A 12,505-nucleotide genomic window follows, 5' to 3' on the forward strand; every position below is an offset into this window, starting at 1 on the left:
CTTAAATTCTCTAAACTAAATTTGTCTTGTTCGGTTTTACTATCAAAGAAATTATATAATGAAATATTCAAAAGGTGTTGTTACTAATTGGGATCAGAAATTAGAAGAAGCATTAAAATTAGATAAGCCCGGTAGATCAGCCCATCGTAAAATGTCATCTCAGCACAGACAGGAAATTACTCCTACAAAAATTCCTGAAAATGCACGAAAGGCAGCTGTACTTATTTTATTAAAAGAAGTAGGAGATACATGGGTCTTTCCATTAATACAACGCCCTTCTTATGATGGAGTTCATAGTGGTCAGATGGCTTTTCCTGGAGGAAAGTACGATGATACTGATGAGGATTTAATATATACTGCATTAAGAGAATGCCATGAGGAAATAGGAATTACAGTTGATAGAACTGATGTTATTGGAACGTTATCAGATTTATATATTCCACCTTCTAATATGCATGTTTTACCAGTTGTAGCAAGATATAACCAAGTATTTGATTATACTTTAGATGACTATGAAGTCGATAAAGTTGTAGAAACTCATGTAGATCATATTCAGAATATTGATAACCACAAAGAGCATACTTTTAAACTTAAAAGTGGTGTGAATTATAAAACTCCTGCTTTTGATGTTGACGGACATACTGTTTGGGGAGCAACAGCAATGATGTTAAGCGAGCTTTTAATGGTTTTAGAAAAAATATAAAAAAACTCTAGTCTAACATTGAAGACTAGAGTTCTAAAATAGCTATTATTTTGTTGTTAAATAGTAGACGAGAATATTCTTGCTTGAGGCTTATCTGCTAACATTCTAGCATCTAACGTCATACATATATTTCTAACAAAAGGTCTTCCTTTTTCTGTAACAGTTAAAGACCTTTCTTTAAGTTCTAACAATCCGTCGTTTTGCATTTCAGCTAAACGTTCGGGTAAGGCTTTAAATAAAGGTAATTTGGCAGTAGCTTCATCCCAAGTAGTTTCAAAGTGACACATTACATCTAGTATATGTTGACGTACCATTAAATCCTCCTCAGATAATATGTGACCACGGAAAATAGGTAATTTACCTTCTTCTACAGTTGCTTTATACTCTTCTACCTTTTTAATATTTTGAGCAAAACTTGTCCAAGAATCAGAAATTGATGAACAGCCTAAACCTACCATCAATTGCGTATAAGTTGGAGCATAGCCCATAAAGTTTCTATGTAAAGATTTATTGTCTGCAGCAATTGCCAAACCATCTGTTGGTAAAGCAAAGTGATCCATACCAATTTCTACATAGCCAGCATCTTCAAACATTTCTTTTCCGACTTCATATAAAGCTCTTTTTTCTTCGTTAGAAGGAAGATCTTCGTCAGAGAAACCTCTTTGCCCTGGAGCGGTCCAAGGTACATGAGCATAGCTATAATAAGCAATACGGTCTGGTCTTAAAGCATTAGATTTTGAGATTGTATCTTTTACGCATTCCAATTTCTGGAAAGGTAAACCAAAAACTAAATCAAAGTTTACAGAAGTATATCCAATTTCTCTAGCTTGATTGGTAACACTTTCTACTTGCTTATAAGATTGTACTCTATTGATAGCTTTCTGGACAACTGGATCAAAATCTTGAATACCTAAACTCAAACGAGTAAATCCAACGTCATATAAAGCTTTTAAATGTTCTGTAGTTGTGTTTACAGGGTTTGCTTCAAAACCTAACTCTGCATCATCACATTTTACAGCATCTTCAAAAATACCATTAATTAATAACTGAAGATTTTCTGGACTAAAGAATGTTGGCGTACCACCCCCTAAGTGTATTTCTTTAATTCTTGGCTTTTCATCGCCAAAAATAGAAATATACATTTTCCATTCTTTTAATAGTGCAGTTATATAAGAATCTTCTACTCCATGATTTATAGTGATACGTTTGTTACATCCACAGAATGTACAAAGTTTTTCACAGTAAGGAAGGTGAATATATAAACTTATACCATCTTTCTGATTACTCGTAGAGAAAGCATCAGCAACATGTTTTGCCCATTGATCAATAGTAGGGTCATTGTCCCAATACGGTACCGTAGGATAACTTGTGTATCTAGGCCCAGGAACATTATATTTTCGGATGAGTGATTTATTTTCCATGATAATTTCTGAGAAATTCGAACTGCAAAGTTAATTGTTCTAATTAACTATTTGATGTTGATAATCACCACTCTTTAAATCAATACTTAATAATGTGTAATAATTATAGATTTTTCTTTATACAGTTATTTCACCAATCATATACGTTTTACAATTACCAGTAATTAGTACACGCTCATTTTTGTCTTCACAATACAATGTTCCTCCTCTTCTAGAAATTTGTTTTGCAGTTAGGTTTTTTAAATTTAGTTTATCACTCCAATACGGAATTAATACAGTGTGTGCAGAACCTGTTACGGGGTCTTCATTTATACCAATTCCGGGATGAAAAAATCTAGAAACAAAATCTACATTTTCTTGGCTACTTTGTGCTGTAACTATTATTCCTAATTCAGGATTTTCTTTATTGATCAATGAAAAATCAGGAGTTAGATCAAATAGTGTTTTTTCATTTGATACTTCACAAAGAATAAACATTCCATTTTTTAAGCAGTAATTGATTTGGCAACCTAATGCATTTTCTAAATAACTTGGTTTAGCAAAATCTACAGGTTTTTGACTTGGAAAATTTAACGTGTAGCCATTTTCACTTCTCTCCACAGACAAATCACCACTTAGGTGAGAATGAAATTTTATAGTATGAGAAGGAAGGTTTTCATGTTTAAATAAATAATGAGCAGTAGCTAAAGTAGCATGACCACAAAGGCGTATTTCAGTCTCAGGTGTAAACCACCTAATAGAATAATATTCTTTTTCTTTCTTGAAAAATACAGTTTCGGATAAGTTGTTTTCTATTGCAATAGATTGCATTATGTCTTCATCTATCCAAGATTGTAGTGGAATAACAGCGGCAGGGTTTCCTTTAAATACATCAGTTGTAAATGCATCTATCTGATAAATAGGTAAGTTCATAATTTGCTTTGCTTTAGTATAATGTGTTATATTTCAATACTCTAAATAATAACAAAATATTAACTACATGAAATTATTAGCTTATTCTCTACTTATTTGTCTCTTATTTTCTAACTGTAATAACAATCCAGAACCTGAGCCGTTAGATTTATCAACATTAAATGCTGATGCTGACGATGAAATGGCTTCAGACTCTGATACATCAAGCACTGATGCAGACGAGACAATGGCCGATCTAATGGGGAATTTTGAAAACGGAGCTCACCCTACCTCAGGTTCAGCTAAAATCGAAGGGTTATCTGTAGTCTTAAATACTGATTTTATGTCAGATAATGGTCCAGATTTATATGTTTATTTAGCGCAGGGTACAAATGGAGACGGTTTTATTGATTTAGGTCGTTTGCAGGCAGTATCAGGAACACAAACATATACGTTACCAGAAGGGATAGATTTTTCTAAAAATAAATATCTACTTATTTGGTGTAAACAGTATAGCGTTCTTTTTGGACATGCAGTAATGGAATAGTTTTACACATAACGTACATAAACAAAGAGCCCTTTTTCTAATGAAAGAAAAAGGGCTCTTTGTTTATAAAAATAACTGTGTTTATAAGAATATATGATAAGTAATAAAACTTCCTATGTATGCTAATGCACTCATGTAAGCAAATTGAATAGCAGGCCACTTCCAACTTTTGGTTTCTCTTTTTACAACCGCTAGAGTAGACATACATTGCATTGCAAAAACATAGAATACCATTAACGAGAAGGCTGTAGCTCTATTAAATTCATGCTCTCCCGTTATTGGATTAACAGAAGCTGCTAATTGCTTACGAAGAGGTGTTATTTCATCTTCGGCAGACCCAACACTATAAATTGTTGCCATGGTTCCAACAAAGACTTCTCTTGCAGCAAATGAGGTAACTAAAGCAATACTTATTTTCCAATCAAACCCTAATGGTCTAAAAACTGGTTCAATACCCTTACCTAATATTCCAACATAGCTTGCTTCTAATTTCTTAGATGCAATTAGATCATTTGTTTGTGTATCGTTTAAATTAAGACTCACAGCCTCTTGTTGTGCTATGGTTGCTGCTTTTTCAATATTATCACCTGGTCCATAAGTTGCTAAAGCCCAAAGTGCAATAGAAACGATAATAATTACTTTACCAGCTTCAGTAATAAATGTGTTTACTTTTTCTCCTACAGTTAAAGCTACATTTTTCCAATGTGGCATTTTGTAAGAAGGTAATTCCATGGCTAAAAAAGTAGGTGCATCGGCTTTTAATATCATTTTAAAAACCATTCCAGCAAGTAATGTTGCAATTACTCCTAAAAGGTATAACCCCATAAAAGTTAAGCCTTGGAGATTAAATATACCCCAAACAGTTTGATCTGGTACTGCAAAAGCAACTAAAATAGCATATACAGGAATACGAGCAGAACAAGAAATTAATGGAGTGACCATTATTGTAATCATTCGTTCTTTCCAATTACTAATTGAACGGGTAGCCATAACAGCAGGGATAGCACAAGCTCCTCCAGATATTAAAGAAATAATACTTCGACCGCTCATACCAAATTTCATCATAAGACGATCAAACATATAAACAGCTCGTGACATATAGCCAGACTCTTCCATCATGGAAATCAAGAAGAATAATATTGTAATTTGTGGTACAAAGACCAGTACGCCACCTAAACCTGCTATTACGCCATCTAAGAGGAGGTCAGTTAACCATCCACTAGGAAGTACCCCTTGTAGGAATTCTCCAAGACTTGCCATTCCTTCATCAATTAAATCCATAGGACCAGATGCCCAAGAAAATATTGACTGAAAAACAAGAAGTAAAAGTATAACGAACAGTACAGGCCCGAAGAATTTATGTGTTACAATTGCATCAATTTTGTCTGTTAAACTACTTTTCTCTCTAGGAAGAGTTTCTTTAACTGTAGTTTGAATTAATGGAGTAATAAAATTGAAGCGTTGTAAAGTTTCATCAATTTGAAAACGCATATCTGCATAATCATTTTTAGAGATGATACTTTTAACAGAGGCTTTCAATTCTTTATCAATAAATGGAAGGTCTTCTGAGTGGTGTGCCCATAAAGAAGCTTGATAGTTTGATAACGTTTTATTAAGGTGTTTGATTTCCTCTATACAGGCTACCTCTGATTGCTTAGGATTGTAGGTTTTTATACTATCGATATTTTTTTTCTCAATAACATCAATAATTTCTCTTTTTAAAACATCTATTCCTTCTCCACTTCGGCCATTAACTATGCAGACCGGTAATTTTAAAGCCTTTGATAATTTATCTATATCAGTAACAAGTCCTTTTTTTTCTGCAATATCACTCATATTTAAACCTAATACCGTAGGGATATTTAAGTCTTTTACTTGAGTGAGCAATAAAAGATGGCGTTCTAGATTTGTAACATCAGCAATATATATAATAGCATCAGGATAATCTTCTGATGATGGATTGGCGAATGTATTTAGAACTACTCTTTCGTCAGATGATGTAGGGTACAAGCTATAAGTACCAGGGAAATCAATAACTGTTGCTTTTTGATTTGTAGATAATTGAGTTGTACCAATTTTTTTATCAACAGTTACACCTGGGAAATTGCCAACTTTTTGACGTAACCCAGTTAATTGATTAAATATAGAAGATTTGCCAACATTGGGATTCCCTAATAAGGCAACACTAAGTTTGTCTGTATTCATATTAAAGTACCTCAGTAGTAGTTGCAAAAACAGTTTTAGCTTCATGTAGCCCTAAAGCAAAAGCCTGTTGATCAGATTTGATATATAATGCTCCTCCAAAAGGTGCTTTACGAAGTACCCTAATTTTTTTGCCAGGAAATAATCCGAGGTCAATTAATCGACTTCCAACAATCTTATCTTGGAACTCCTTAATGATTCCTATAGAACCAATAGGTAAAGTATCAATACTGATCATGTTTGTTTTATTATTCATCTACTCTTTTTACTGAGTTTTATTTAGACTGATTATTGATTAGTAAAGGTAATACACCAATATTAATTTTTATAACTATTACTTATTTAGAATGAATCAAATTTAAGTTTTTATCAAAATTTGCATAAATTGAATGATTACTCACTTATAAATAAACACCATGAATACTACTATTGATAAACAATTCACATCAGAGGATAAATATATTACAGTAGGGGAAGATCAACTTTATGTAAAAAGATATACATCTACTACCCCGAAGGAAGCTATTTTAATGGTACATGGTAGCATAGAAGGAGGACGAATTTTTTATTCTTTAAATGATAAAGGTATAGCGCCCTATTTAGCAGCACATGGTTTTGATGTTTTTGTCCCCGATTTTCGAGGGAGGGGTAAAAGTAGACCTCTTGTATCAAGAAAAAGTAAATCACGTCAAATAGATGCAATAGAAGAAGAAATACCGGCAATAATTAATGAGATTAAAAATCAATATCCAGAAGATATATCAATTCATATTATTGCACATTCATGGGGTGGTATTTGGACTTTAGCACATCTAGCCCGTCATCCAGAATTAAATATTGCGTCTATGTGTTTCTTTGCAACCAAAAGGAGTATTTCCCTTCAGACCTTTAAGAAAAGATTTGAAGTAGATTTTGTTTGGAAGTATGTAGTTGGTGTAACAACAAATGTTTTAGGTTATTTTCCTGCTAAAGGAATGGGAATAGGACAAGAGAATGAACCTAAAGGTGTTTATGAAGATTGTAAAAAATGGGTATTTGATTTAGATAATTGGATTGATCCTTCTGATAACTTTAATTATTTAGAAGCTTTTAAAGAAGTAAGTCATATTCCACCTACTTTATACCTTACAGGCAAAAAGGAATTCTATTTAGGCCATAAAGTGGATGTACTTCGTTTAATGGAAGAGGTGGGCAATAAAGAAGATAAATTTATTTATTTATCAAAGGAAACAGGGCACGCTAAAGATTATGATCATATTGATATATGTACCGCTAAAGAAGCTGTAGGAGATCATTTCCCAATTATTAGGGATTGGTTAATTAATAGAGGTGAGTAAAAAAAGGAAATAAAAAAACACTTCTAATTTCTTAGAAGTGTTTTAAGCATTTTGGGCGAACGATGGGAATCGAACCCACGACCCCTGGAACCACAAACCAGTGCTCTAACCGACTGAGCTACGATCGCCATTTTATTGCGGTGCAAATATGTAGGATTAATTGTGATAATCCAACATTAATTTCGTTTTACAGGAAATTAATTTTTAAACCGCTAATATTCAGTGAGAAAAATGGGGCCTCATGATTCTGTAAGAACCATGAGGCTGTATAAACATCCCACATTATAAGAATTTCTTCTTATTATTTTAATAATAACATTTCAGAGTATTTCGGTAATGGCCATTCAGCATCATCAACGAATAACTCTAAACGGTCAACTGCTGCACGAATAGTATCAAAGTATTTTTCTTTGATGCTATCACAGAATTCAACAGCTTGAGCGTTTGTATCATCAATAGCAAGAACTCTATCACGTTCTAATACCATTGCAGCTACACCTTCTTTTGCTGTTTTCATGAAACCAGTAACTTCTTCAATCGTAGTGATTACAGTAGAAGCATCAAGACCAAGGTCTTTTAATTTCACTGCAGAATCAGTTAATCTAGAAACATAGTTAGCAGAAGCTGGAATCACTTTGTTTAAAACAATTTCTTCCATTGTTTTCGACTCGATATCAATTTTAGTTGAGTAGATCTCAGACCAAACATCGTGACGAGCTTCAATTTCTCTTTCAGTAAATACACCTTGCTTAGCAAAAATTTCTTTAGCCTCTTTAGAGATGAAGAAATCAAGAGCACGAGGAGTATCTTTAACGTTAGAAAGACCTCTAGATGCAGCTTCTTCTACCCATTCTTGTGAATAACCATCACCTTCGAAACGGATAGCTTCAGATTCTTTGATGTATTGTACTAATACGTCTCTGATTGCAGCTTCTTTATCTTTACCACCAGCGATTGCAGCGTCAACAGTCTCTTTGAAGTTTGTTAATTGTTCTGCAACAATTAAGTTTAATACCGTCATTGGAGTAGCAGTGTTCTGAGTAGAACCTACAGCACGGAATTCAAACTTGTTACCAGTGAATGCAAAAGGAGAAGTACGGTTACGGTCCGTAGTATCTAATTTTAAACCAGGAATCTTATCAAGACCTAATTCAATATATTGATCATCACCTTCGTTAAATACTAATTTACCTGTTTTAGCAACTTCATCTAAAAATGCAGTTAGAGAAGAACCTAAGAATACAGACATGATTGCAGGAGGTGCTTCGTTTGCTCCTAAACGGTGATCGTTACCAGCTGATGCAATAGATGCACGTAGTAAGTCAGCATACTTATGAACTGCTTTTACAGAGTTCACTAAGAACGTTAAGAAGTATAGAGAACCTTCTGGATCAAATAAGTTACGTCCTTTGTTTGTAATTAACGACCAGTTGTTGTGTTTACCTGAACCGTTTAATCCTGCGAAAGGCTTTTCGTGAAGAAGTACAGCAAAGTTATGCTCTCCTGCAACTTTCTCCATAATGTCCATCATAAGAAGGTTATGATCAACACCAGTGTTGATTTCTTCATATAAAGGAGCAGCTTCGAATTGACCTGGTGCTACTTCGTTATGACGAGTAGTAATAGGAATTCCCAATTTATGAGATTGGTATTCGAAGTCTTTCATAAATGCGTTTACACGCGGAGCAATAGAACCGAAGTAATGATCGTCTAATTGCTGACCGTGTGGAGGCTTAGCACCAAATAACGTACGACCAGTGATGTAAAGGTCAGGACGTGCAACATAAAATGCTTTGTCTACTAAGAAATATTCTTGCTCACAACCTAATGAAGCAGAAATACTAGTAACACCTTCTTCGAAGTATTGACATACGTCGATAGTAGCTTTGTTAATTGCTTCTTGAGCTTTTAACAATGGTGTTTTATAATCTAAAGTATCACCTGTAAACGATACGAATACAGTAGGGATACATAAAGTTTTGTCTACGATAAAGATTGGAGAACTTGGATCCCAACCTGTATAACCACGAGCTTGGTTAGTAGCACGAATACCACCGTTAGGGAAAGAAGAAGCATCTGGCTCTTGTTGAACTAGAGTAGATCCTTTAAAAGTTTCAATTCCTTTAGTGTAATCGAAGAATGAATCATGTTTCTCCGCAGAAGACCCAGTTAATGGTTGGAACCAGTGAGTGTGGTGAGTTGCTCCTTTTGAAATTGCCCAAGTAGCTACAGATGTTGCAACTGCATCAGCAGTAGCTTCATCAATCTTAGTACCATGTTTTACTGCTGATTCTACTTTTTTGTAGATACCAGGAGCAAGATGAGCTTTCATTTGTGGAAGACCGAAACAGTCTTCTCCAAAATAATCAGAAATTCTGTTTGATGGAGTTTCTACAGTTTTCGCACTTCTAGCTGAAGCGACCTCTACGGCGTTAAAACGAAGATTTGTCATTGTAATGTGAGATTAAAAAAAACGATAGCTAGAACTCTGTTTTAAATACCCATTTTAATAAGCAAAATAAGACAGTTGTTCGTTAGCTGAAGTTGTTATAATTTGTTTACTCTGTAAATATGAGTCTGTTTTTTAAAAAAATCAAGGATTTTCACATTTTGTGGGTAATTTTTCACCTAAATGGATTTAAATTAATGATTTTTTCAAAAAAAGCCCTTTTTTATTAAAGATAAGAGCCAATACAAGATTTGTATTGGCTCTTAATATACTTGTACTATAGTTGTCTTTTTAGTGTAGCTTAGAATGCATACACTACAGCTAAAGTACCTTGAGTAGCAGAGCTAGTAGCTTTTGCATCGCTGTCTAAGAAGATATCCATATCCGAAGTATCCATTCTTAATTCAGGAATTACCATTAATGGTCCTAAAGCAATGTTACCAGATAATGTGAATGCGTTTATTGCTGTAAAATTGTCTGTTGCTGAGTTGTCAGCAGCATAAGATTTTTCATTATTTTTAAAGTATTCATAACGAAGACCTAAAGCAAATGTCTCTGAAAAACCATATTGTAAATATGTAGCAACACCAGTGTATAATTGGTCTGCTTTGTAGTTATTACTTTCATCACTTAAAGCATCTTTCTTATCTGCCCATGCAGCATTTAAACCAATATACAATGCGTCAGATGCTTGGTAACCAGCAGTTAAATCAACAACTGTTCTTGTAGAAGAATTGAAACCGTTTAAGTATAAATCAAGACCTTCAACAGGAGCATAGTAAATTTGAGCACCTAAACCACTCATACCTAAGTTAGGAGCAGCTGAATATGTATCCCACTCATTAGTAAATACACCTACCATAAATGCAAATTTATCAGAAACCGTATAATCTAGTTTAAGACCAGCATTTTGGAAAGGACCGTTTGAGAATAAATAAGAAGTAGAATAGTTAAAGTTACCAGTTGGAGAAATGATTTCATAACCAACATATGTACCCATAAAACCTGCAGTTGCCGATAACTTTTCAGTTAATTGGTAAGATGCATATAAGTTTTGAATATGGAATTGTGCGTCTGGAATAGAGTTATTTGATCTAGTACCGAAAGATAAATCAGCTACAAAAGAAGCTTTACCTAATGACTGTGATAAGATCACATTAGCCATACCTAAAGCAATAGAATTTTGTGTATCGTTGAAAGAAGTTCCGATGTTAGGAACGTCTTGCCCTGAAAAATCATAGTTATAATATAAATCTACTGAACCTGATATTGCAAGTTTGTTTGATTCTGTTACTTCTTCTTCTGTTGTTTCAACAGTTTCTTCTGCAATTACTACTTCTGTAGTTTCTGCTGAATCTTGAGCGAATACCATTGAACCTGCAACCATTAAAGGTGCAATGAAAGAGAAAAATTTAGTTTTCATTTTAGAAAATTATAGAGGTGAATAATTAATACTACTTCGCACACATGAAGTACTTAGTTGAAATAATTTCTTCTAGCGATAGTTTTGAAGAAATGATAATTGTTTGCTAAATATTAAAGCTATTAAGCTGGCTTTTATTTAAAGGGAGAGTTGTTAAACTCTCCCTAATATTTTTTAGTTATCGTAAGTGATAGTATAACCACGGATACCGTGCTCATGACTGTCAAGTCCTTCTGTTTCGTGTTCTTCAGAAACTCTTACACCAACTGTGAATTTTAAAGCATAGAAAATTGCAAGTGAAGAAGAGAAAGCAACTGCACCATATGCTGCAACACCTGTTAATTGTGTTACAAATTGTGACCAGCTAGCTAGCTCACCAAATACGCCAATTGCAAGAGTACCAACGATACCACATGTTAAGTGAACTGAAACAGCTCCTACACAATCATCCAATTTGAATTTATCCATTGTTACTGCAGAGAATACTACAATTACACCACAGAAAAGACCAATGATTATTGCTTCGTTAGGCGACATTTTATCTGCACCTGCTGTAATACCTACTAAACCTGCAAGGATACCGTTTAATACCATTCCTAAATCGTAACGTTTAAACAAGATATATCCACCGACCCATCCGCCGATTGCACCTGCTGCTGCTGCTAAAGTTGTAGTAACTAATACTAATGAGATAGATTCCGCATCTGCTGATAATACCGATCCACCGTTAAATCCGAACCATCCGAACCATAATAAGAATACACCAATTACAGCTAAAGGAACTGAAGAACCTGGCTTGTCAATTACTTTACCGTTAACATATTTACCAATACGTGGTCCGATTACAATAATACCTGCTAAAGCTGCCCATCCACCTACTGAGTGAACTACAGTTGAACCAGCGAAGTCATAGAATCCCATTTGAGATAACCATCCGCCACCCCAGTGCCATGATCCTAATACAGGATAAATGAAGCCAACAAGGAAGAAAGTGAAGATGAAATAAGATGTGATTTTAATTCTTTCTGCAACTGCTCCAGAAACAATTGTTGCACATGTTGCTGCAAACATTGCTTGGAATAAGAAGTCAGTCCAGTATGTATAAGCACCACCTGCATAACCTAGTGATGTATAATCTGAAGGTAAAGAGATACCCCAACCTGAGAATCCGAAAATACCATTAAACTCTCCTGGGTACATAAGGTTGAAACCAAACCATGCATAAGAAATAATTCCTACACTTAAATCAACAGAGTTTTTAAATAAGATGTTTACAGTGTTTTTAGCTTGGGTGAAACCCGCTTCAACACATGCAAAACCAAGTGCCATAATAAAAACTAGCATTGTACATACTAGCATCCAAACGTTGTTTGTTGTTAGACTAATTGTTTGAAGTTGTTGTGCAGTAACAGCTTGTGTCACTGCTTCTGTAGTTGCCAATGTAGCATCGGCGATTAGGTGAATAGATGAGAAGAACATTGCAGTTGAAAATTAAATTATAGATAGTGTCAAAATTTCTAGTTATGTGTGAT

Annotated in this window: 10 protein-coding genes and 1 tRNA gene; 3 read left to right on the forward strand and 8 right to left on the reverse strand. The window is 34.3% G+C overall.

Going from position 1 to position 12,505, the window contains the following annotated elements; genetic code table 11:
* Nucleotides 1–58 precede the first annotated feature (58 nt).
* Entirely contained in the window at nucleotides 59–703 is a 645-nt protein-coding gene (locus EI427_RS02055; protein ID WP_126611080.1) for an NUDIX hydrolase, read from the forward strand.
* 56 nt (nucleotides 704–759) lie between these two features.
* On the opposite strand, the gene hemN is transcribed toward EI427_RS02055, so the two are convergent.
* Both hemN and EI427_RS02065 read right to left on the reverse strand, forming a co-directional pair.
* Nucleotides 760–2,124, reverse strand: coding sequence for an oxygen-independent coproporphyrinogen III oxidase (gene hemN, locus EI427_RS02060; protein WP_126611082.1), 1,365 nt, complete (start codon nucleotides 2,122–2,124; stop codon nucleotides 760–762).
* Nucleotides 2,125–2,241: 117 nt separating this feature from the next.
* Nucleotides 2,242–3,036: a PhzF family phenazine biosynthesis protein gene (locus EI427_RS02065; protein WP_126611084.1), complete on the reverse strand. Its 795-nt coding sequence runs from the start codon at nucleotides 3,034–3,036 to the stop codon at nucleotides 2,242–2,244.
* A 67-nt stretch (nucleotides 3,037–3,103) separates the two neighbouring features.
* On the opposite strand from EI427_RS02065, the gene EI427_RS02070 reads away from it, so the two are divergent.
* On the forward strand, nucleotides 3,104–3,562 hold the full coding sequence (locus tag EI427_RS02070; RefSeq protein ID WP_126611086.1) for a DM13 domain-containing protein: 459 nt from the start codon (nucleotides 3,104–3,106) through the stop codon (nucleotides 3,560–3,562).
* An 81-nt stretch (nucleotides 3,563–3,643) separates the two neighbouring features.
* Here the strand turns inward: EI427_RS02070 and feoB are convergent, their stop codons facing one another.
* Together feoB and EI427_RS02080 are read right to left on the reverse strand one after the other, a co-directional pair.
* On the reverse strand, nucleotides 3,644–5,767 hold the full coding sequence (gene feoB / locus EI427_RS02075) for a ferrous iron transport protein B (RefSeq protein ID WP_126611088.1): 2,124 nt from the start codon (nucleotides 5,765–5,767) through the stop codon (nucleotides 3,644–3,646).
* A 1-nt stretch (nucleotide 5,768) separates the two neighbouring features.
* On the reverse strand, nucleotides 5,769–6,020 hold the full coding sequence (locus EI427_RS02080) for a FeoA family protein (protein ID WP_126611090.1): 252 nt from the start codon (nucleotides 6,018–6,020) through the stop codon (nucleotides 5,769–5,771).
* A 160-nt stretch (nucleotides 6,021–6,180) separates the two neighbouring features.
* Between EI427_RS02080 and EI427_RS02085 the strand changes: the two genes are divergently transcribed.
* Complete coding sequence (locus tag EI427_RS02085; RefSeq protein WP_126611092.1) at nucleotides 6,181–7,101, forward strand: alpha/beta fold hydrolase; 921 nt, start codon at nucleotides 6,181–6,183, stop codon at nucleotides 7,099–7,101.
* 54 nt (nucleotides 7,102–7,155) lie between these two features.
* Here EI427_RS02085 and EI427_RS02090 read toward each other — a convergent pair.
* The 4 genes from EI427_RS02090 to EI427_RS02105 all read right to left on the reverse strand — a co-directional run bounded on the left by EI427_RS02090 (nucleotide 7,156) and on the right by EI427_RS02105 (nucleotide 12,452).
* Nucleotides 7,156–7,229 (reverse strand) — tRNA-His (locus EI427_RS02090).
* Between the two features lie 173 nt (nucleotides 7,230–7,402).
* Nucleotides 7,403–9,553: a glutamine synthetase III family protein gene (locus EI427_RS02095; RefSeq protein ID WP_126611094.1), complete on the reverse strand. Its 2,151-nt coding sequence runs from the start codon at nucleotides 9,551–9,553 to the stop codon at nucleotides 7,403–7,405.
* A gap of 298 nt (nucleotides 9,554–9,851) precedes the next feature.
* Nucleotides 9,852–10,973, reverse strand: coding sequence for an outer membrane beta-barrel protein (locus EI427_RS02100; protein WP_126611096.1), 1,122 nt, complete (start codon nucleotides 10,971–10,973; stop codon nucleotides 9,852–9,854).
* A gap of 174 nt (nucleotides 10,974–11,147) precedes the next feature.
* The gene (locus EI427_RS02105; RefSeq protein ID WP_240655342.1) at nucleotides 11,148–12,452 is read right to left on the reverse strand and encodes an ammonium transporter; all 1,305 of its coding nucleotides are present in this window, start codon (nucleotides 12,450–12,452) and stop codon (nucleotides 11,148–11,150) included.
* Nucleotides 12,453–12,505 lie beyond the last annotated feature (53 nt).

The organism is Flammeovirga pectinis, assembly GCF_003970675.1.
Lineage (GTDB): Bacteria > Bacteroidota > Bacteroidia > Cytophagales > Flammeovirgaceae > Flammeovirga > Flammeovirga pectinis.